Origin of the sequence: Romboutsia sp. 1001285H_161024_C4 (assembly GCF_015550185.1) — a bacterium.
GTDB lineage: Bacteria > Bacillota > Clostridia > Peptostreptococcales > Peptostreptococcaceae > Romboutsia_C > Romboutsia_C hominis.
On the sequence record NZ_JADNAJ010000003.1, the window covers coordinates 279,831 to 301,381 of the forward strand.

General features: G+C 26.2%; 22 protein-coding genes. 2 read left to right on the plus strand and 20 right to left on the minus strand.

Features of this window, described 5'->3' with window-relative positions; all coding sequences use genetic code 11:
* Position 1: 1 nt before the first annotated feature.
* Both I1959_RS07970 and I1959_RS07975 read right to left on the minus strand, forming a co-directional pair.
* Entirely contained in the window at positions 2-1,102 is a 1,101-nt protein-coding gene (locus I1959_RS07970) for a DUF4178 domain-containing protein (RefSeq protein WP_195237816.1), read from the minus strand.
* Positions 1,103-1,305: 203 nt separating this feature from the next.
* Complete coding sequence (locus I1959_RS07975) at positions 1,306-1,488, minus strand: hypothetical protein (RefSeq protein ID WP_195237818.1); 183 nt, start codon at positions 1,486-1,488, stop codon at positions 1,306-1,308.
* 797 nt (positions 1,489-2,285) lie between these two features.
* Here I1959_RS07975 and I1959_RS07980 point away from each other — a divergent pair.
* Entirely contained in the window at positions 2,286-3,176 is an 891-nt protein-coding gene (locus tag I1959_RS07980) for a TetR/AcrR family transcriptional regulator (protein ID WP_166505491.1), read from the plus strand.
* Positions 3,166-4,587, plus strand: coding sequence for an MDR family MFS transporter (locus I1959_RS07985; RefSeq protein WP_195237826.1), 1,422 nt, complete (start codon positions 3,166-3,168; stop codon positions 4,585-4,587). The genes I1959_RS07980 and I1959_RS07985 overlap by 11 nt, the downstream gene beginning before the upstream one ends.
* A 106-nt stretch (positions 4,588-4,693) precedes the next feature.
* Here I1959_RS07985 and I1959_RS07990 read toward each other — a convergent pair whose 3' ends face one another.
* The 18 genes from I1959_RS07990 to I1959_RS08075 form a co-directional block, all read right to left on the minus strand.
* The gene (locus tag I1959_RS07990; RefSeq protein ID WP_195237834.1) at positions 4,694-5,179 is read right to left on the minus strand and encodes a zinc ribbon domain-containing protein; all 486 of its coding nucleotides are present in this window, start codon (positions 5,177-5,179) and stop codon (positions 4,694-4,696) included.
* A gap of 77 nt (positions 5,180-5,256) precedes the next feature.
* Positions 5,257-5,745, minus strand: a complete 489-nt coding sequence (locus I1959_RS07995) for a threonine/serine exporter family protein (RefSeq protein WP_195237836.1) — start codon at positions 5,743-5,745, stop codon at positions 5,257-5,259.
* Positions 5,745-6,533 (minus strand): threonine/serine exporter family protein, encoded by a 789-nt coding sequence (locus I1959_RS08000; protein WP_195237838.1) that lies wholly within the window; start codon positions 6,531-6,533, stop codon positions 5,745-5,747. Before I1959_RS08000 ends, I1959_RS07995 begins: the two co-directional genes overlap by 1 nt.
* A gap of 316 nt (positions 6,534-6,849) precedes the next feature.
* Positions 6,850-8,415, minus strand: a complete 1,566-nt coding sequence (gene abc-f, locus I1959_RS08005; RefSeq protein WP_166505495.1) for a ribosomal protection-like ABC-F family protein — start codon at positions 8,413-8,415, stop codon at positions 6,850-6,852.
* Positions 8,416-8,857: 442 nt separating this feature from the next.
* Positions 8,858-9,157 carry a (2Fe-2S)-binding protein gene (locus tag I1959_RS08010; protein WP_092925629.1) on the minus strand — a complete coding sequence of 100 codons (300 nt, stop codon included), beginning with the start codon at positions 9,155-9,157 and terminating at the stop codon, positions 8,858-8,860.
* A 111-nt stretch (positions 9,158-9,268) separates the two neighbouring features.
* Positions 9,269-10,300 carry an ABC transporter ATP-binding protein gene (locus tag I1959_RS08015; protein WP_166505496.1) on the minus strand — a complete coding sequence of 344 codons (1,032 nt, stop codon included), beginning with the start codon at positions 10,298-10,300 and terminating at the stop codon, positions 9,269-9,271.
* A 20-nt stretch (positions 10,301-10,320) separates the two neighbouring features.
* Positions 10,321-11,115 carry an ABC transporter permease gene (locus tag I1959_RS08020; protein ID WP_195237840.1) on the minus strand — a complete coding sequence of 265 codons (795 nt, stop codon included), beginning with the start codon at positions 11,113-11,115 and terminating at the stop codon, positions 10,321-10,323.
* An 8-nt stretch (positions 11,116-11,123) separates the two neighbouring features.
* Entirely contained in the window at positions 11,124-11,984 is an 861-nt protein-coding gene (locus I1959_RS08025; protein ID WP_166505498.1) for an ABC transporter permease, read from the minus strand.
* Positions 11,974-13,194 carry an ABC transporter substrate-binding protein gene (locus tag I1959_RS08030; protein ID WP_195237841.1) on the minus strand — a complete coding sequence of 407 codons (1,221 nt, stop codon included), beginning with the start codon at positions 13,192-13,194 and terminating at the stop codon, positions 11,974-11,976. Before I1959_RS08030 ends, I1959_RS08025 begins: the two co-directional genes overlap by 11 nt.
* Before the next feature lie 345 nt (positions 13,195-13,539).
* Positions 13,540-13,968 carry a hypothetical protein gene (locus I1959_RS08035; RefSeq protein ID WP_195237842.1) on the minus strand — a complete coding sequence of 143 codons (429 nt, stop codon included), beginning with the start codon at positions 13,966-13,968 and terminating at the stop codon, positions 13,540-13,542.
* Positions 13,969-14,039: 71 nt separating this feature from the next.
* Complete coding sequence (locus tag I1959_RS08040) at positions 14,040-15,104, minus strand: sulfurtransferase (RefSeq protein ID WP_195237843.1); 1,065 nt, start codon at positions 15,102-15,104, stop codon at positions 14,040-14,042.
* Positions 15,105-15,361: 257 nt separating this feature from the next.
* Positions 15,362-16,429, minus strand: coding sequence for a DUF4179 domain-containing protein (locus I1959_RS08045; RefSeq protein ID WP_092925615.1), 1,068 nt, complete (start codon positions 16,427-16,429; stop codon positions 15,362-15,364).
* The gene (locus tag I1959_RS08050) at positions 16,430-16,984 is read right to left on the minus strand and encodes a sigma-70 family RNA polymerase sigma factor (protein ID WP_092925613.1); all 555 of its coding nucleotides are present in this window, start codon (positions 16,982-16,984) and stop codon (positions 16,430-16,432) included. It abuts the gene before it with no gap.
* Between the two features lie 178 nt (positions 16,985-17,162).
* The gene (locus I1959_RS08055; protein ID WP_092925611.1) at positions 17,163-18,341 is read right to left on the minus strand and encodes an MFS transporter; all 1,179 of its coding nucleotides are present in this window, start codon (positions 18,339-18,341) and stop codon (positions 17,163-17,165) included.
* 263 nt (positions 18,342-18,604) lie between these two features.
* The gene (locus I1959_RS08060) at positions 18,605-19,027 is read right to left on the minus strand and encodes a gamma-glutamylcyclotransferase family protein (protein ID WP_092925609.1); all 423 of its coding nucleotides are present in this window, start codon (positions 19,025-19,027) and stop codon (positions 18,605-18,607) included.
* Positions 19,021-19,662: a pyroglutamyl-peptidase I gene (pcp, locus tag I1959_RS08065; protein WP_092925607.1), complete on the minus strand. Its 642-nt coding sequence runs from the start codon at positions 19,660-19,662 to the stop codon at positions 19,021-19,023. Before pcp ends, I1959_RS08060 begins: the two co-directional genes overlap by 7 nt.
* A gap of 41 nt (positions 19,663-19,703) precedes the next feature.
* A complete protein-coding gene (locus I1959_RS08070) occupies positions 19,704-20,636 on the minus strand; it encodes a DUF979 domain-containing protein (protein WP_195237844.1) in 933 nt (310 codons plus the stop codon).
* A gap of 17 nt (positions 20,637-20,653) precedes the next feature.
* Positions 20,654-21,325, minus strand: coding sequence for a DUF969 domain-containing protein (locus I1959_RS08075; RefSeq protein WP_092925603.1), 672 nt, complete (start codon positions 21,323-21,325; stop codon positions 20,654-20,656).
* Between the last annotated feature and the right edge of the window lie 226 nt (positions 21,326-21,551).

Consider the following 21,551-nt stretch of genomic DNA (forward strand, 5'->3'; position numbering starts at 1 on the left):
ATTATTTACCACTACTAAGTCCACCACCAGATGATGTTCTTGAAAATACACTACCTCTTTTAACACTTTGATTTGAAGTTTGTAGTTCTCTGTATTTATTATTAAAATCTTGAGAGACTATGTTTCCTTTATAAGTATTAAATGGAGATATTCTTCTTTTGTATTTGCTGTAGTCATTTCTATATCCAAATGTATAATAAAAATCTCTATAATATACATTTGATGAAGAGTGACTTGTATTATATAGATCATTGTTGCTAACATACATATATTCTCTAGGACATACTTGTATATATGTCTTATCATCCATCCCTATATAAACTACAGCATATTCATCCTTTGTAAGTATAGCCACACTATACTCATCATCACTACTTTGAACTTCTTCTATTAAAGTTGTTGCTTTATCTATTATATCTTTTGCTGATTCATCCATGGACATAGATGTATAATATACATCTGCTTTTAGTTTACTATTAGCATCTGAAGTTATAGATGTGTAATAAGTATATTTTGATGAGTTATTTTTAAGGTAGTTTTGTATAAAATTTTTATCACTTATAAACATATATACTATTAATATAATTATAGGTATTGAAAGTAATAAAGCATATTTTAGATATTGCACTTTTTTCTGTTCTTTTTTAGGATTGTTTTCTTCTATGTAATCATCTTGTAGTATTTCTATATTATCTACTTCAATGCTTTCACAATAGGTAACTTCATCCTCCCAAATTTCTACTGAAAATATTTTTTTAGATTCTTTATGTTCATATTCTTTAAATACTACTTTTTCATATAAATCTACATCTGCTTTATAAAAGTTTGTAACTTCTGCTTTTAAGTCTTCTTTTAATTTGTATCCCGACTTGTATAATGTGTTTTCTGATTTTTGATGGGTTTCTTTAAATAAATATAAATAATCATAACTTATTCCAACACTTAACCATAATACGCTATTATTATCGCTTAAAATTTCGTATTCTATAAAAGTTGAACCTTCTTCATCTTTGTATACTATATAAGAAATTATTTTATATACATTAGATTTTATTTTTATCCTTTGCCCTATTTCTAATTGCCTAAAACTAGCATTAACCATAATTTCACCCCCCTATTTTACATATTTTACCATATATTTATTATATCATATAAAAATTTCATTTTTTAAGATTTGTATACAAATTTCTCTTTATATATCCATATTTGTTATTTAAGTTTTTTAATGTTAGATGCACTTTAAAATATCCCATATAAGCAAAACTTATATGGGATATTTTAATCATAATTATTATATATTTTACATTAACTATTTCTACTTCTTTTTTGTCTATGTATATTCTCACATAATAAACTTTCATCTAGTCCACCTCTATAATAGGCTATTATAGTTTCTAAATCTATATTAGTTTCTTCTATAATTATTTTAACCTCATATATAGTTGGATTTTCAAACATTTGAAGTATTTTTAATTCCTCTTTAGTCAATTTTAGACCTTCTTTCTTCAATAATTATATATATATTTATACTTTTAATAACTATTATTTATGTATTATTCTTACTTGTAATTATACTCCTATATATTAATTTAAAACACTTTTATTTTTTATTTCTAATTTAAATAGTAGTTAACATAATAAGATTATGGTAATAAATTATTATTATTAATTTTTATATAATTAAATATTAATAATAATATAAATTTACGAGCGAATTTCTGTGATAATCATGTGTTAAAAATTTAAGTATTTTATATCTACTAGGAATATACCTTTTATATTTTTATATTTCTTCAATACTATACTTATGTCTACCTAGATTCCATTTGATTCTTGTGATTCTTCATTTTGTACTAGTGGTGTGCATTCTATGGGGTTGTATCAACAATTGCATTCATATTTTCCTATATCCTTTAAAATACCATCTATAAATTTGTCTTTATTCACTGCTATAGATAAATATTTTCTTTTAATTCACTTTACCATACGTTTTACTTAAATTAAGGCATACTTGTAGGTCTAGTATTATCCATTATTTATCCTTTGGCTGGTAATCTTATATGCTATATCGTTATTTGTATATTTAAGTAGTAGTATAACTAATTTTTTAGTTGTTTATTTTATAATTAATTTCATCTATTCCACTCCCGATTGCTATGTATATAAGATTAACTCCTTAAGAATATTGGCCCTGTTACTTGACAAAAATAATAAAAATATACATAATAGTACTATAAAGTATCAATAAGTACTAATCAGTACTATTAGTTTCTAAGAGGTGATTTATGAGTAGTAAACAAGAAGTTATTATGCAAGTGGCTCAAAAATGTTTTAATAAACAAGGATTAAAATATACATCAATAGATGATATTGTAAAAGAATGTAAGATATCTAAATCTACATTTTATAAGTATTTTGCGACTAAAGAAGATTTAGTTTGGGAAATGTTAATCTATTCTAATAAAAAATTTTCTAATGCATCTATATTGATAGACACAGATAATACAAAAACACCACATGAAAAATTAAAAGAAAAAATAAAACTTGTATCTGATTATCTTAAATATAACTATTCTTTTAATGCACACATTCTAGGAGAATTTTCAGAAATTAAGGGTAATTCTTTAATAGAGATAAGAAATAACTTAAGATCTAATATAATAAACTGTTATAAGACCCCTTTAATATTAATTTATGGTGAAGAAATAACTCCTTTTATATGGGAGTTATTATTTGTTATAGATAGCTTAATTCATGAATTTAATCTTGTAATGAAAATGAATAAAAGAAATATTAGTGAAGAATATATTTTTGAATTTATAACTAGACAAATAGATTTAAATATAAAAAATCTAAGATACAACAAAAGTATTATAAATGAAAATATATTTTACTCTATAGATGAAATTGGTGAAAGCAATTATAAAGATTCTCTAAAAGATGTTTTTTTAAATGTAGTATATTCTATAAAAGAATGTATTAAATTAAATGAAAACGAAAAACTATCTGAAGCAATTACAAAAATAGAAGAAGAATTTAATTTAGGTAATTATAATTCATTGACTATGCATGCTATGATAGCATACTTAGAAAAGCAAGATTCTCTAAAAGAATATGCAGCTAAATTAAATAGATTGATATCTAAGTTAGGAGATGAAATAATAAATGGAGAATAAAAGATTAAGGAATTTAATAGTTTCAGCGCTAATGCTAGGTTCATTTTTAACAGGGCTTAATCAAACTGTACTAACTTCAGCACTACCTAGTATAATGCATGATTTTTCTGTAAATGCAGATACAGCTCAATGGCTAACATCAATTTATATGCTTGTTTTAGGTATTATGATACCCTCAACTGCATATTTAATAAGTAATTTCTCAACTAAAAAGCTATATATTAGTGCTATGTTGCTATTTTCTATTGGATGTACGATATCTATATTTACAAAAAACTTTTCATTGCTAGTTGTGTCTAGAGTCTTTCAAGCGATGGCTTCCGGAATAATAATGCAATTAGTTCAAGTTGCAATGCTAAACCTATACCCTAAGGAAGAAAGAGGAGCTGCCATGGGTATGTATGGTTTTGTTGTTGGTGTTGCTCCAGCAATAGGACCAACATTAGCTGGGTATGTAATAGATAACTTTGGATGGAGAGTTTTATTTTATGTTCTAGCTTTTATTGCAGTATTAGATATGATATTTGCACACTTTACATTAAAAAATATTACAGAAATTAAAAAATCTAAACTTGAATTCATATCACTAATATTATCAACTTTCGGGTTTGGAGGATTATTAACAGGAGTTTCTAATGTTGGATCATATGGAATATTAAATCCTATAACATATGTACCAATAGTAATTGGAATTATATCACTTATATTATTTACAATAAGACAATACAAGGTTGATGTACCACTTTTAAACCTTAGAGTATTTAAAAGTAAACAGTTTGTAGTATCAGTTATATTGCTAATGATTACTTATGGAGCATTTACATCTGCAACTATGATATTATCTTTATATATACAATCAGCAAGAAAAATGTCCGCAATGATACCAGGATTAATGATGCTTCCAGGTTCAATACTTATGTCTATATTAAGTCCAGTATCAGGACGTATGCTTGATAAATATGGAGCAAGAATCCCAGTTTTATCAGGATTTTTATGTTTGGGAATAGGTACATTTGCATTTTCAAACTTAAGTGAAACAACGTCTATTTTAACATTAACTATTATGTATTCGTTTAGAATGCTCGGAATAACATTTTTATTAATGCCAGTTACAACTTGGGGACTTAATTCACTTAAACAATCTGAACTGGCAGATGGTAGTGCTATAAGCTCTACACTTAGACAAGTTTCTGGGGCAATAGGCGCATCTATGCTTATATCTATAATGACACATGTATCAAATAGTAGTTTAAATACGTCTCAAGTTCTTGCTGATATAAAAGGAATGGATGCTGCATTTAGAATTGCTACTATATTAGTAGTAATCGGATTAATAATTGCAATAATATATGTAAAAGATAATAAGAAAAAATCTAAAAAAACATGTAACGATAATCTGGCTTTAGAATAAATTATATAATTTACCCCTTAAATTAGTATATTTATTAACAGTTATAATAAAATATAAAAACTTAAATAATAAAAAGATGGCATCATATTTCACAATGCCATCTTCTTTATTTTTTTAAGTTTTTTATTTCTTCTATAGTAAGTCCAGTTTTTTGTGCTATCACTTCAATAGGTAATACATCTAATAATTCCTTTGCTATTTCTATAGCCTTTTCTTTTTTTCCTTGTTCTATCTTCTTTTTCTCAAATTCTAAATCTTCTATAGATTTGTTAATTTCTTCAGATTTATCATAATTAAAATAATTTCTATCTTCTAAATCAATAAATTCTATATTATCTAAATCTAAAGATACTTTTTCTTTCTTTTCGATTTTTCTTCCAATTTCATTATTTAACTTTCCTATTTTGTTACAGCAAGTCATTTTGACAAAGTATGTTTTGTTCCATTTAAAAAGAGGTATGAAGAAAAACATAAAATACCAATATGATATATATACTTCTACATGTCCATACTTTCCACAGCATTTACATATAGTAAATTCATCAAAGTCTAGTTTTTTCTCTTCTTGACTTACACCCATTATAAAAAACATTTGTTTCCTCCAATAGTCTTACTAATATTTAGTAATATTATATCAAATTAATTACCTTTAAAGTACTAATTCTATTTTTATTGTTGGCTAATTTGTGAAACCTTATGAATCTCTACTTTTTCATTTTTCCTTAAGTTTTTATAATATGTCCTAAATAAAGAAGAAACTACTATAACACCAAGGGCTATAGAACCACTTGCAAATAAAACATTAGCTCCTGTAGTGAATGATTCTTGGAAATTTCCTTCTATAACATAATACATTGTATTATATAATCCAAGACCTGGAATTAAAGTTATTATTCCTGGAACTACAAATAATATAGTAGGTTTTTTCATCTTTCTTGCTAATATTTCACATAATAATGCTGCAATTGACGCTGCTATAAAGTTTGCACTCATCATATCAAAATTGATTCTCATTAAAATTATATATATAGTCCATGATATCATTCCTATAGAACCAGATATGTATAGTGTTTTTTTAGGTGCATTTAAAAATACTGCAAAACCAACTGCTGCTAAGTATGAAAATATTATATGTATATACATTGGCATCCAAATCATTATAATAATCCTCCCCATTTTACATATATATTCATTGACATACCAACACCAACTGCAATAGCTGTGGCAATAACTCCTGCATCAATTGCTCTTCCTACTCCTGACATTAACTCCCCTGATACTAAATCCCTTATAGCTTTTATAAAAGGTACGCCTGGTAAAAGTGGCATTATAGATCCTACTATTAACATCTTTGGTGTATCTAATATACCAAGTTCTACAAGACCTATTCCACAAAATCCTATAATTATAGATGAAACTAGTGTTGCAAAAACAGGTATATGTGTTATTTTTTTTACCTTATTATAAGTAATCATAGCTATTACCGATGTTATAAGAGTTAGCATAAATGTTATTACGTTATCTCCTCCAACTAATACTGCAAAACTAGAAGAACCTATTGCAGTCCATATATTTATCTCACTTTGTGTATGCGGTGATTTATCTTCTAAGTTTTTTAATTCTGCTATTGCATCATCTATTGACATATCTATATCGTTAACAAATTTTCTTGAAAACTCATTTAGTAAGTCAATTTTATTTAAATTTATACACCTATTTTCTATTACTTTCATAAATGTATATCCATCAAATCTATCATCAGAAACTATAATGGTATTGGGTGCCATAAACACATTTATATGAGAAAATCCTCTAGATTTGCAAATCCGTTTTACAGTATCGTCTACTCTATAAGTTTCTGCTCCATTACTAAGCATTAATTGCCCTATAAATGTGGCTAATCTCAAGACATCCTTTTTGTATTTATAATTAATACTTTCTGCCATAGTTGACCCCCTCATTTACATATTATTTTTATTAGAAATTAATTATATCACTTCTATTTAGATATATAAAGCAAAATTTTTATACTTTAAAATCATTAGTACCTTTAAATATTTTCAAATATTAAAAAAATACTTTTCATTATTAAAAATAATTAAACCCGTTATATTAAGAGGAACATTTTGTTCCTCTTAATAGTTTATTATTATAAAAAAGATAGTGCCCAAAAGTACAACACTATCTTTTTTAATTATTGATAATTTAATTTTATTTACCATTAAATGATACAACACTAAATATATTTAAAATATATTCTTTTTATATTATATCTATAATTTTAGTAGCTATTTTCTCTCCAAAACATTTATCATGCTCTACAAAAAGCATAGTAGGTTTTTCTTCAAGAATCATATTTTCTATTTGTATACGCGAAATTACATCAATAAAATTAAGGGGTTCGTCCCAAATATAAAGTTGAGATTTTTCACATAAACTTGCAGCAATAAGTAATTTTTTCTTTTGACCTTCACTCCACTGTTCTATATTCTTTTCAAATTGAATATTTGTAACACCTACTTGATTCAAGCTACTTTTTAAATGCTGTATATTTATTCCTTTTTCTGCTGAAAACTCTTCAATTTTTCCTTTTAAAAAATTTGTTTCTTGAGAAACATATGATATCTTACTTACTTTTTCTACATAGCCTGTATAATTAATTTCTTCTCCCATTAATAGCTTTATTAAACTTGATTTACCACACCCATTTTTACCTCTTATCCAAATACGATCTCCTGGTTTAATTTTAAAACTTATTGGTTTTTTAAATATTTCCTTTTGATATACTATTTGTAAGTCTACTACCTCTAACAACTTATCTGAGTTTGTCTCTATATTCCCTATTTTGAGTTTTTCTACCTGTTCTATATTTTTTAGCAATTTAGATTTTTCCTCTATAGCTTTATTTTGACGCTTTTCTAAGCATTTAGCTCTTTTCATCATCTTTGATGCTTTATGCCCAATATATCCTCTATCTACAGGACCACCTCCTATTTTAGTGGACTCTAATTTATCAGACCAACTAGATTTTTGTTTAGCTGCTATTTTAAGTCTTTTAATGTTTTTAAGTAATTTTTCATTTTCTGATTTTTCAAACTCATCTCGCCTATCATTATTTACTTGCCATGTAGTGTAATTACCTTTTTGGATATCTATATTACTTTTATTAATAGATAAAACATGATTAATTACTTCATCTAAAAAGTTTCTATCATGTGAAACTAATATAAATCCCTTCTTCTTATTTAAATATTTTGCTACACATTCTCTACCTTCTGAATCTAAATGGTTAGTAGGTTCATCAATAAGTAAAAAGTTATTTTTTCTAAGAAATAATGCTGATAATAATAGTTTTGTACGCTCACCAGAACTTAATGTTTTAAAATTTCTATCTAGTATTTCTGGTCCTAATCCTATTTTTCTTACTTCTTTTTCTATCATTTCATTAATAATATATCCATCATAGCTTATAAATTTATCTAACACTTCTCCATATTCTTTTATATATTTAATATCACTTGAATATTCTTTTAGTTCTTTTTCCCATTTAGTGAACGGTGCTATTGCTTCTCTCATAACTTCTAAAGCTACTTGATTGTCATTCTCTACATTCATAGGAAAATAATCAAAGCTTACTGGACTTATTATTTGCCCACTATATTTATATTCTCCTTTTAATAATTTTAAAAAAGTTGTTTTCCCTCGACCATTTCTACCTATTAATCCTAACTTCCAGTCTGTATCTATATTTATGGATACATTTTTAAATATATCATCTCCATGGTTATCATATTGAAAACTTAAATTATTTATTTTAATTTGTGCCATAATTGTCCTCTCCTTTGTTGAGGAAATAAAAAAACTTCCTCAACTTAAATAGTATTTTTTACTACTTAAAAGATAAGAAAGTTATTATATTTAAATATTATGACATGCAAATAAAAGCAATGATTGCTTTTATTTGAGTAATTTAGTTATAACATTTAATCTTATTCTTAACTTTAAGTAGTTTATAGGGTAGCTTAATAAAACATCTATTTTTGATGTTTTAAAACCTAATTAAACTATATTATTGTTATTTTGAATAAGATTAATTGTTCATTTTATCTAATCACCTCTATATGTATTTTATATTATTATAATATTATAGTAACTTAATTTCAAGTGCTTACATTAGATCAAGAGATTTCATGAATTTAATTTTTTAAGATAATTTAAGTTAAAAAGGGATATGTCTTAAGACATATCCCCTTTTATAACTATAAACTAGTTATCTTTTATTTTCTATTATATTTGATATAATACCTTTACATCTTCCACATCCAGTACCTGCTTTAGTAACTTCTCCAACTTTTTCAACAGTGTCAGCTCCATTTTTTACTGCTTCTACGATTGTATCTATTGATACATTCTTACATTTACATGCATTTTTTATAAGAGCCTCTACTTCCTTAAGCTCTTCTTCGTTTTCAATATTTATATCAGACATCTTTTTAAGCTCTTCAATAGTTCTAGCTCCCTGTGCTTGAGCCTTTCTAACTTGTAAATATTTATCCATATCTAGTTTCATATGTATTTCTCCTAACCTTTAAATTTATTTATTAATATATTAACTTTATAATTATTTAATATTATAATTACATTATATTTATATCCAATATTAATATATAATAAACAAGTTTTATTGAGTAAAGTAAACTACATTTTCTAAATTAAAGTTTATTTTTACATTTTGGTTAACTTCATAAAAATGCTTATTTGAACTAACCTTGAGTATAAAGTCTTTTATATCTATTTCATAAATTGTATTTTCACCTAAATATGTTTTCTTTTTAATTTTTCCTATAACTCCATTTGGATAATTTTCATTATTAATTTCTATATTTTCTTTAGATATCATAAGTTCTACATTATCTAAACTTTCATTTTTATCAATATCTAAGCTTAGCTTAACATATTCATTTTCAAATAATCCATTATATATTTTCCCACTTATATAATTTCTTTCTCCAAATATATTCGCAACTACTTTACTATTTGGTTTTTCATATAAGTTTTTTGGAGTATCAAATTGTTTTATTTCTCCATTTACCATAACTGCTATTTTATCACTCATCATCAAAGCTTCTTCTTTATCATGAGTTACTAGTATTGTAGTTATTTTTAATTTTTTTTGTAAATTTAATACAAACTCTCTCATTTCTTGTCTTAAGTTTATATCTAAATTTGAAAAAGGTTCATCTAAAAGCAGCACCTTTGGATTTATCGCTAAACTTCTTGCTATGGCTACTCTTTGTTTTTGACCTCCCGAAATTTGTGATGGGTACTTTTTTTCGTATCCATTAAGTTTTACTAAGTCTATTAATTCTTGTACTTTTTTATTACGTTCGCATTTTTTAATTTTTTTCATTTTAAGTCCAAACTCGATATTTTCAAATACATTCATATGAGGAAATAAAAAATAATCTTGAAATACTATGGCTACGTCTCGTTTTCCTGTGGGTATATTTTTTATACTATTTCCATCAAATAATATATCTCCTTTATCAAAATCAAGTATTCCTGCTATTATATTTAATGTAGTGCTTTTACCACATCCTGATGGTCCTAGTAAAGAAATTATTTCGCCTTCATTTATTGATAAATTTATACTTTTTAACACATTTATATTATTAAAACTTTTATTTAAGTTAACTATTTTAACACTTGACATTGTATTCTCCTTAAATTGGTTTATCCTAAAAAGTAATTGTTTTCATTATTTAAATAATACTTTTTTATTTTTCCTTCTACAAGTATTAGTACTACTATACTTACAATTAAAAATACTAGACTGTATAGTGCTGCTACTGTTCTATCTCCGCTTTGTATATATGGAAACATAACCATAGGATATGTAATTATATTACCTCCTCCTATTAGCATAGTTAAGAAGTATTGACTAAATGAAATTATAAAACACATACTAGATGCACCTATTACTCCTGGAAATATTAAAGGTAATGTTATGTATCTAAATGTGTTTATTGAATTTGCTCCTAAAAGCTTTGCTTGTATTTCTAATTTGTCTCCTACTAAATTATATATATCCGCTATCATTTTTACTGCATAAGGAATACAAGGAAGTATATTTATTATTATTACTCCTATTATATTATTTGCTAGACCATTTCTTAAAAAAGTAATGTGAACCCCCATAGCTATAGATATCATAGGTACAATTATTGGTGATAGCACTAAAATTTCAAATAATTTTTTTCCTCTAAATTCATATATTGATATAGCCTTAGCTGCTGGTATGCTTATTATAATTGTTATTAATATCACTATTATTGATATTAATATACTGTTAATTAATATTTTTATATTATAAGTATTTAATATATATTCAAATCCTCTTAAAGAATAGTCTGTAGGTATTAGCTTTGGATAAGTCCACCTACTAGTTATTGTCCATATTAATAGTATTGAAATTGGTATTATAAGTACTATTAATAATATATATAAAATTAATTTTTTACTTTTCATAATTTCACCTATAATTTATACTTATACATCTTCGAAAAAACTTTGTTATATATTATTAATAAAACAAAACTTATGCCTGATAATATAATATTTATAACCATAGATAATGCCTTTTGGTTAAAATCCGTGCTTATATAATTATTGTAAGCTAATACTGATAATGCTTTAGGTGTAGTTGGTCCTATTAAAAATGGTACTTCATATGACCCAAAAGCAAAGGTAAATAATATTATAAATGAAGATATTATAGATGGCATAGCAAGTGGCAAAGTTATGTATCTAAAACTTTGTAATTTACTAGCACCCAAATTTAGTGCTACTACCTCTAGCTTCTCATTTATATTTTTTAGTATATTATAAGTAGTTATAGCTACAAAAGGTATTCCTTTGTATAAATATACAAGTATTATTCCTATACCATTTTTATCAGATATTAAATTTATAAATTGTGATGAATCAGATATTATACCTAAATTATATAAAAGTCTTGATATTATTCCAGATTGAGAAAATATTGTTACCATAAAAAATACTACTACTATATGTGGAATTATCATTGGCAAGTTTAGTATGGTATTTCTAAAGTTTGAATACTTATCTTGAGCTAGTAAATAGGCTAAGAAAACACCAAGTATTACAGATATTAAGCTTGATATTAATGATGTATTTAAACTAAATAGAAGAGACTTCAAAAAAGAAGTCTCTCTTAAAATCTCTTTATAATAACTAAAATTTATTTCATTAAAACCTATTTGTGGAAAGTATCCTAAACTTTGTAATATACAATTTATTATTCCACACCCCATTATAAATAACAAAAGTATAGCTGTTGGTGCTATGAGTATATATGGTTTTATTTTATTGTTCACTTTCTAAAACCTCTTTTGTCCATATTTTTTCTATTATTGGAACAAGATCTGCTCTTAATTCTGGAACAGCATTTTCTATTACTATCATTTCATCACTAAATTTACCTTTTTCACTTTTAGGTATTTTGTTCATATCTAATATTGTTGAATCTCCCCAGTTTTTGCTAAATGTTTTAGAACCTTGTGCATCTATACTCATTAAGTAATCTATTAAAACCATAGCACCAGCTTGATTTTGAGTATTAAATGGTACTGTTAAGAAATGAGTATTGCTTATATTTCCTTTTTCAAATTCTATTATCTTAGTATCAGGACTAAATTCTTTACTTTCTATTTTAGATGGTATTACATTTGGTGAATATGTCATTGTAAAATAAACTTCTTCATCTGAATACATATTATCTAATTGTGAAGTTGTTGAAGGATAAGTTTTACCTTTATTCCATAAATATGGTTTTATCTCTTTTAAATAGTTAATAGCAGGTTGAATTACTTTTTTTACCTTTGTTTCATCTGCTGGTAAATCTTTTACATTTTCATATCCTACTATATCGTATATTACGTTTCTTACAAAAGCACTACCCGTAAAGTCAGGAGGTGCTGGATATGTAAATTTACCTGGATTTTTCATTATTACTTCTTTTAAATCATTAGTATTTTTAATTTCTTTATCTACTTTAGAAGCATTTTCTACTATTGTAAATTGTGCTTTACCCCAAGGTGCTTCCATATTCTCTACTGTTGTCCCAAAGTCTGTAGTTATATCTTTTGAAGCTGTGTCTACATATTTATTAAAGTTTGGAAGTTTTTCAGTAAATTTTCCTAATAACAAATTACTATCTTTTGCAGTTTTAAAGTTCTCTCCATTTATCCAAACTACATCCATATTTCCTTTTAAATTGTTTGCTTGTTTATCTGATAATAAACTGTTTAATATTTCATCTATATTCATACCTACTCTTTTTAAAGTTATATCATACTTTTCTTTCATTTGAGGTATTATGTAAGTATCAAACCATTTATTCATTACTTCGTTACCACCATAACCATAGAAATTAACAGTAGTCCCTTTAGCTTCTTCTAATAATTGTTCATATTTTTTATCTGAAACATTTACTTCTTCTGGTTTTTTAGATGGTTTTGAGCATCCAATTAAACTTATGGTCATAATTATACTTAAAGCACCTATTATCTTTCTTTTAAATTTCATATTTATCTCCTTTTGTATTATTTTATTTTTTATCAATATTATCTTATGTTATATATCTATTTTTTATTTTTTATATGTATTTAAAAAATTTGATTCGCTCATGTTACTCAAACGACTTCGTCCGCTAATCAAAAATTCTTTTTTGAGCTACTGTGTAGGCGAATACCTTTACTTTTTCCAAATATGTTACTATAACTTTAATTCATAGATTAACAACAATTTACAATCAAATAAATTCCCTTGGTAAATAAAAAAGTATTGATGAGTTCATCAATACCTTTTTGTTGATATATAGAATATAATTATTTTTAATTCTTATAAAGATACTTAGCATACCATTTATTTTTAATTCTTATACCAAATAACTCCTATAAAAGTCTTAATAATCTGTATTAATGTCATTAACCCAAGCATAACGCTTATATAATAAAATGCTCTTATTTCTTCTGCTGAATATATCAATATAAATCCTATAAAGAAAAGTACAAGTATAACCATAGTAATACTCATAGTAGTTACTATTTTTTTTAACCTTACTTTTCTTTTCATGTATAGTATTAATACTAATAGCATTAATGTTATCAATGCTATTATGGCAATATATTGTATAGTTTGAATAGGATATTTATCTTCCCAAACATAATTTTTATGTACGACATGTCGTAACATTCCCATCTTTTTGTGTGTAAAATAGTTCACCATATACGCTCCGACTAAGAGCAGAATTTCTAGTATTGTAGTCAGTACATAAAAAATCTTTTTTATTTTTTCCATATAAATATCAACCTCATTATCTGAAATTTAAAATAATCACTACAATTAGTTTAGTGATTATTTTAAATTATTTATTTTGCAGCTTTGTTTGTTGGTAGTTTACCCACTGTAGTATATTCACAATTACCACTATTTGGATCTCCTACTTGTACAGGAAGATTATTATGCATTTGCCATTCATTCCATCCACCATCATAAACAGTCATCTTATCCCATCCTGCATCATAAGCAATTAACCAAGGAACTGATGCTCTCCAACCTGTTCCACAGTAAAATGAAAGTTCATTATTTTTATTTATATCAGAATCTGACCATAATTTTTCCATTTCTTCAGCAGTTATAACAGTTCCATCTTTATGTGTATAATCTTCCATATTGTATGGATTGCTTCCTGCATGTCCCCAAACTGCGCCTTTAGGCTCACCAGCTCTATCAATATAAGTGTATCCACTTGTTTTACCATCAAATTCATCTTTACTTCTTATACTTACTAGACGGAAGTTTTGGTCATTTTTTAATTTATCTTGAACTTGTTCTATAGACATCCAATATTCTGGATGTGCTGGAACAGTTGTTCCAAAGTCTTTTGCTGGTGTTGCTTTTTCTACTTTAGTTTCTATTTGATACCCTGCTTTTTTCCATGCATCAAGTCCACCATCTAGAACTTTTACATTATCAACACCTGCCCAAAGATATGCATATGCTACTCTACTTACTGCTGAAATATCTGTTCCATATAAAATAACAGTTTTATCTTTTGTAACTCCTAAATCTAACATACCTTTTTCAACTACCTTAGGATCTGATATATTCCAAATCGGTTCTGATTCAACACTTGAAGTATCCACATGTAAAGCTCCTGGAAGATGTCCTTTTGTATAAGTTGGACTGTCTTTATAAGTTCCCCACGAAACTTCTAATATAGTATAATTTTTAGACTCTGGTTGATTTCCATCTATTACACTTTGTACCCACTTAGGTGATACAAAGACTTTTTGTGTATCTACCTTTTCTGCCTTTATATTTAATTTCGTTTCTGTTGTTTTTTGAGAATCATTTGAAGGACTACTACATCCTACCGCCATTGTGGCTACCATTGTGATACCAACTAGTGCACTAATTAATTTTCTTTTCATAATTGTCCTCCGTTACTTTTTATCATTTTCTTAAAATGAGAGTATTTATAGCTAACCTTAATATCACCCTCAATTATTTAAACCCATATAAAAATTGATACCTTAAAAACAAATCTAAAAGATTTGAATTTACTGAAATTTGACCTCGATAATTTTATCATAATTCATATAAATCTCCAATATTTATACAAAATTTAAATACTTAATATTGGTATTATTTATTTTTTCTATACGTTAATATACAACATTTAAATTCTCTAATTTATATCTATATAAACAATAGCATCTTTAAATATCTTAGGATTATCATCAATATATATACAAGGTATTACACTAATCTTTTTTTCATTTCCTTTTAGTTCAAATTCATCACCTATATATAAATTACCATCAATTAACTCTCCTCCAGTTCCAGGTCCATGTATTAATTCATTATTATTTTCGTCCTTTGCGATTAATACTGGTTCTCTTCTTTTATTAACACTAAGTTCTGTGTATAAGTCATAATTATATTTAATCTTAACAGATACAGGAGATACCCTAATTTCCTCTATAGTGAAATTTCCTTTATATACATTTTCATCTATTTTAAAAGTTTTATTTATTTTATGTACTTTAGTATCATTTAATATATTTGATGCATTTATTATAGTATTAAATTCCCAATTGCCCCTAATAGCTTCAAATTCTTCATTTCTATAGTTATGCATTTCATTAAAAATAATCTTTAAGTCATAATCTTTGTTTCCTTCTATCTTATCTAATATTTCATAAGGAGTGTCAGATGCACCATCTCCATCAGTATCTATTGATAGTAAACTAGTTTTAAACAATATATTCCCTTTTTTTTCTCCTATTACTTTTTCAACTTCACAAGAATTACTCTGTCCCTCAAATACAAGGTCATCAATAATAATTGTTGGATATAATGGTGATAAAGTTTCTATATTTAAATTATCATTAAAATTGGAATAATCAACACTCATACTAATTATTAGCTGTCTATCATCTAACATAACTTCACCTAGACTAATTTTTAGCCCATTAGATTCAATAGTTTGATTCCCTTCAAACTTGTACTTATCAAATTCATTTTCTTCTCTTCCTAGTAAAACTTCTATTTGTTTTGTTATATTCTCTATATAAGCCCATGTAGTTTTACTATTTAATGCCATAGTTCCTAAAAGAATGATGCTTGATCCAGCTATTATAAGCTTTTTCTTTTTTAATTTTATTTTTTGTTTATCCTTTAAAGCCTTATTTATAACAACCTCTATAGAAGAATCAAAGTTATCTGGTATCTTTATATTATCTAATTTGCTCATTTATTTCCCCTCCATTAATATCTTATATAATTTCTTTTTTCCTCTTTTTATGTAAGTTTTAATAGTATTTTCATTGCATTCAAGTACGTCTGCTATTTCCTTTATAGTCATATCTTGAAAGTATTGAAGTATTATAGGAGTTTTAAATTTTTCTTCTAATATATCTATAGCATTATATAAATCTATTTTCTCTTCCAATTTCTCATATGATATATCCTCAACTTCTTCTAATGCTTTTATGTCATATATAACCTTACTTTGACTTCTATTTCTATCATTTACATTATTGATAAGTATTCTTGTAATCCAAGTTTTAAAGTATTTTGGATTTTTTAATTTATGTATATTTATAATTGCTTTATATACTGTTTCTTGGCATACTTCTACTGCCTCTTCTTCATCTTTTATATACAAAAAAGCTGTTTTATATAAGTATTCTTTGTTTTCATTTATAATTGCATTAATTGAATCTTTGTCTCCCTTTATAGCTTTTTTTATTATATCCTCATCACTAACTTTATTTTTACTCCTTCTTAACATTAATAATTGTCCCATATCCCTCTCCTTTTGTTTGTATTACATTCATTAGACGCAATAGATATATAATAAGTTTCACTTAAATTAAATTATTTTTTAATTAATAAAAGCCATGTGTATAGAATAGACTTCCATACTCATGGCTTTTATTAATATTTAGCATTTTATATAAGTTATTTTATTTAGCAATTTTAATCTATGCAATAACTTTTTCAGTTTTTTCTTCTAAACACACTCTTGGCACAAGTAAGCATACTATCATACAGCATATCCCACTTAATATAAATGGTAATTTATTACCTATATCAAATATAAATCCAGATGCTAAAGATCCTACAATCATACCAATAGCTTTGTATGATCCTTGTATACCCATTATTTCACCATAATTTTCTTTTGCAAGTTTTGATACTATACTTTGTTGTATAGGAGTAACTAAAGCACTACTTCCAACGAATACCATTATAAACATAAAGCTAATTAATATGTTGTTAAATAATGATGCTAATATCATACTTATTCCAGCTATCATACAAGCTACTATTAAAGTGTATTTTTCATTATATTTTTTACTTAGATATGGATTTATACATAAGTTCATAATTAAAGCTACAACCCCAGCAAATGCCATAACAATACCATTAACTGTAGTTGGCATATTTAACACTGATTCTATATAATAGTTTATAGTCGAATTATATGAAGTTGTTGCTATAGTTATTAAAGTCATAACTATCATCATAATACTTACAGTAGGATTTAATGAAGTTGACTTACTTCCTTTTTTAAGATGTTTAGTATAAATCTCTATTTTACCAAGCTTTTTATCAATAGTTTCATCTAAAACAAAGTATATAACTCCTGCAACTAATAAACATAATATAAACTGAGTAAAAAATGCAAATTTATAACCTAAATTTCCACTAAATCCACCCATAAGAGCTCCTACAGAACTTGCTATTGATGTAGTTGCTGTATGATATGACATATATTTTGTTCTTTCTTCTTTCGAAGATATATCACTAACATAAGCTATACAAGTAGTTATAAATGCTACTGACATAGCTCCACCAGTTATTCTAAACATAAGTATAAGTGGTGTACTTTCTATAAATCCAAATCCTAGTTGGCTAATACCATAACCAATTACCCCAATAACTAAAAATCTCTTTCTTCCTCTTTGGTCAGACAAACTTCCCCATATAGGTGACATTACAAAATGAGATACTGCCATAGTTGAGTATAGTACACCAAACATATATGTAGGTAGGCTTAGTGCGTTTATAAGAGATGGTGTTACAGGATGTGCCATATTAAAGGTCGCCATGGTTATAAAATTTATAAATAATATCTTTCTCATTTTTATCTTGTCCATATTTACTCCTTAAGTTTTTATTTTAAACCTTAATTATTATATCATAAAAATATTTATATAACATAAAAAATTCACTTCACTTTATCAATGTAATTTATATAGTCAACTACATATTCCGTTATCAAAAAATTATTTTTACTTAAGTAAATATTTTGCTATAACTTTAACCTATAGATCTTTTACTATTTCTAAATAAGTGCAATATCTTAATAATTAAAAAAGCACAGATTACCATCTGCGCTCTTTTATACATCTCTTTTATATTAAATTTTACTTATAATATATTCTTTCCAATCTCCATGAGGTATCTCAATTAATTTATCTTCTGAATTATTTAAAGCTTTTGTATTATATTCATAGTAATATGCTATTTCTTTTATTCCATCTTTTAGAATAACTTCTATTTCTTTCCTTAAATACTCACAATTTATATTATTATCTTCACTATAGTTTTCTAAATCATCTAATTCTTTTAGGCTTTTATCAAAGTCTTTAAGCTCCATTAGCTCACCTATAATAGTACCATCCCCTGGTACAACAGCTGGATATCCCTTATTATCTAAATGAAATAAATTTCCATTTATTGTTGCTTTACAAGTTTTTGATACCTTACCTTTTAGAAGTTTTTCATAATTGAACATATCACTTCTTAAACTACCATATACAAATATTTTATCTATTAACATATTTCTCCACCTACAGCTTTTATATCTTTATCATATAATGTACATGCCTCTATTGCTAATTCTAGACCCTTTACTATTTCTTCTAAAGACATATATGGAGTATTTTTCTTGTCTATAACTTGAGAAGTCATATATGGTATATGTATAAACCCACCTTTTATATTTGGATATTTCTTATCTATCATGTACATTATTCCATACATTACATGATTGCATACAAATGTACCAGCTGTATTTGATACTGTAGCAGGTATTTTATTTTCATTCATATGTTTAACCATAGCTTTTATTGGCAAGTTTGAAAAATATGCAGCTTGTCCATCTTCTTCTATTATCTCATCTGTTGGTTGATTTCCTTCATTGTCCTTTATTCTAAAATCATCCATATTTATAGCAACTCTTTCAGGAGTTATATCATATCTTCCTCCAGCTTGTCCTATAGATATAACTATGTCTGGATTGTGTTTTTCTATAGCTTCCTCTATAGCTTTTACTGATTTATGTCTAACTGTTGGTATCGTTAACTTTATAACGGTAGCTCCATTTATATTTTCTTTTACCATTTTTACAGCTTCCTCAGCTGGGTTTACTTTTTCTCCACCAAATGGATCAAATCCTGTTAATAAAACTTTCATACTCACCGTCTCCTATCTTTATATTAATTCTTTACTTCAAATTAAAATGCTAAGAAGTACATTGCAAATATATGAATTACTAATAATATTATAGCTACTGGTGCTTGATACTTTATAACATCATATTGCTTTTTCATATCAAGTAATGCTGCTGGTACTATGTTAAAGTTTGCAGCCATTGGAGTTAACAGTGTACCACAATATCCTGCTGTTAGTGCAAGGGCACCAACTATAGCCGGATCTGCTCCTTGACTTAATACAAATGGAACACCTATACCTGCTGTTATAACTGCAAATGCAGCAAATGCATTTCCCATTATCATAGTGAATATTGCCATTCCTAGTACATATGCTACTACTCCTAGGAATCTATTATCTACCGGAACTACTCCAGATATTATATTAGATATAACTTCACCTACTCCAGCTTGAGTAAATAATGCACCTAATGCAACTAAAAGTTGTGGTAACATACTTGCAGGACCCATCTGTTGTAAAAGTCTTGCACTATCTGTTACTGTTGTAGATGGTTTTGCTTTTGTTAATATAAATGCTGCTATTAATGCAACTACCGAACCAGCTCCTATTGCAAATTGCGATGAACTACCAAAGTCTTTTAAAGCCATTGCAACTAAAACTGCTACAAGTGCTAATACTAATGATGGCATAAATATTTTATTACCAAGTTTTTCTGACTGCTTTTGTCCAAATTCTTCACTTGGAGTTTCATATTTAGCAAATACAACTTGCTTTGTAAGTGTTAGTAAACTTGAAGCTACTAATATTAGCCCTATTACATTTGATGGTATCAATTTCCCAAATATAAATGGTATAGATATTAATACCCAAAATAAAGCTGTTCCAAATCTTTTATTGCTATCTATTGTTTTATACGATTTTATCGCTATAACTATCATTAAAATCCCCATAAGGGCGTAAAAAATTTCTAAAGATATATTTATAAAATTTTGCACTTAATTTTCCTCCTTATTTAATTATTTTGTCTGTATTTTTTATTTAGTTTTCTATCAAATAAGTAGTTTTGAAGTGCAGATACTAAAAATGCAACTACAGCCATTATTATACTAGCTTTAACTATTTCTAATTCTGTAACATTAAACCCTTGTTCTGATAAAGTTGACGCTATAAGTAATACTCCACTACTTCCTGCAAATAAGTTTTGTCCATAGAAGTTACCATAGTTTTCCGAAGCAGCTGATAATGCTTTTATAGCCTCTTCATCTTCTTCATTTATTTTATTGTTTTTGTTTATAGCAGCAGCTTGAGCCATTGGGTTTACTAAAGGTCTAACAAATTGAGGATGACCACTCATTCTTATTGATAAAGCACCTGCTATTTGTCTTGCAAACATATATATGCTTAGTACCCCTCCAGCTGTAATCTTTCCAATCTTTTCTATTAGATATATAGCCCTTTGCTTTAGCCCGTATCTTTCTAGTATACCTATTACTGGTAATGTTAATATAAACAGTGATACTGCTCTGTTAGCTACAAAGGAATCTCCTAATATAGTTAGTATTTGGTTTATATCTAACCCAGATACTAGTCCTGTAACAATTCCTGCTACTAATACGGTAAATAGTGTTTCTATTTTGAATAAAAATCCAATTACAACTATCAAAACACCTATTAGTTTTATCATTTTTATTCCTCCCTAATTATCTAAATTAAATTTTCAGAAATTTAATTTTTTTCATAAATTTCATATTTTTCAATTTTATTAAATTATACAATATAAAACATTTTCTTACAATATTTTTATTTATATTTTTAATATTTTAATTTTGAAAATATTTTTTATTTAAATATTTAAATAAAAAAACCTATAACGATAAACATAAATTTAAATATGTTTACTTATAGGTTTT

Excerpts from the sequence above, each read along its gene's own strand:
- I1959_RS07970 (WP_195237816.1), bottom strand. The coding sequence starts at position 1,102 with ATGGTTAATGCTAGTTTTAGGCAATTAGAAATAGGGCAAAGGATAAAA.
- I1959_RS07980 (WP_166505491.1), top strand. The coding sequence starts at position 2,286 with ATGAGTAGTAAACAAGAAGTTATTATGCAAGTGGCTCAAAAATGTTTT.
- I1959_RS07985 (WP_195237826.1), top strand. The coding sequence starts at position 3,166 with ATGGAGAATAAAAGATTAAGGAATTTAATAGTTTCAGCGCTAATGCTA.
- I1959_RS07990 (WP_195237834.1), bottom strand. The coding sequence starts at position 5,179 with ATGTTTTTTATAATGGGTGTAAGTCAAGAAGAGAAAAAACTAGACTTT.
- I1959_RS07995 (WP_195237836.1), bottom strand. The coding sequence starts at position 5,745 with ATGATTTGGATGCCAATGTATATACATATAATATTTTCATACTTAGCA.
- I1959_RS08000 (WP_195237838.1), bottom strand. The coding sequence starts at position 6,533 with ATGGCAGAAAGTATTAATTATAAATACAAAAAGGATGTCTTGAGATTA.
- abc-f (WP_166505495.1), bottom strand. The coding sequence starts at position 8,415 with ATGGCACAAATTAAAATAAATAATTTAAGTTTTCAATATGATAACCAT.
- I1959_RS08010 (WP_092925629.1), bottom strand. The coding sequence starts at position 9,157 with ATGAAACTAGATATGGATAAATATTTACAAGTTAGAAAGGCTCAAGCA.
- I1959_RS08015 (WP_166505496.1), bottom strand. The coding sequence starts at position 10,300 with ATGTCAAGTGTTAAAATAGTTAACTTAAATAAAAGTTTTAATAATATA.
- I1959_RS08020 (WP_195237840.1), bottom strand. The coding sequence starts at position 11,115 with ATGAAAAGTAAAAAATTAATTTTATATATATTATTAATAGTACTTATA.
- I1959_RS08030 (WP_195237841.1), bottom strand. The coding sequence starts at position 13,194 with ATGAAATTTAAAAGAAAGATAATAGGTGCTTTAAGTATAATTATGACC.
- I1959_RS08035 (WP_195237842.1), bottom strand. The coding sequence starts at position 13,968 with ATGGAAAAAATAAAAAAGATTTTTTATGTACTGACTACAATACTAGAA.
- I1959_RS08040 (WP_195237843.1), bottom strand. The coding sequence starts at position 15,104 with ATGAAAAGAAAATTAATTAGTGCACTAGTTGGTATCACAATGGTAGCC.
- I1959_RS08045 (WP_092925615.1), bottom strand. The coding sequence starts at position 16,429 with ATGAGCAAATTAGATAATATAAAGATACCAGATAACTTTGATTCTTCT.
- I1959_RS08050 (WP_092925613.1), bottom strand. The coding sequence starts at position 16,984 with ATGGGACAATTATTAATGTTAAGAAGGAGTAAAAATAAAGTTAGTGAT.
- I1959_RS08055 (WP_092925611.1), bottom strand. The coding sequence starts at position 18,341 with ATGGACAAGATAAAAATGAGAAAGATATTATTTATAAATTTTATAACC.
- I1959_RS08060 (WP_092925609.1), bottom strand. The coding sequence starts at position 19,027 with ATGTTAATAGATAAAATATTTGTATATGGTAGTTTAAGAAGTGATATG.
- pcp (WP_092925607.1), bottom strand. The coding sequence starts at position 19,662 with ATGAAAGTTTTATTAACAGGATTTGATCCATTTGGTGGAGAAAAAGTA.
- I1959_RS08075 (WP_092925603.1), bottom strand. The coding sequence starts at position 21,325 with ATGATAAAACTAATAGGTGTTTTGATAGTTGTAATTGGATTTTTATTC.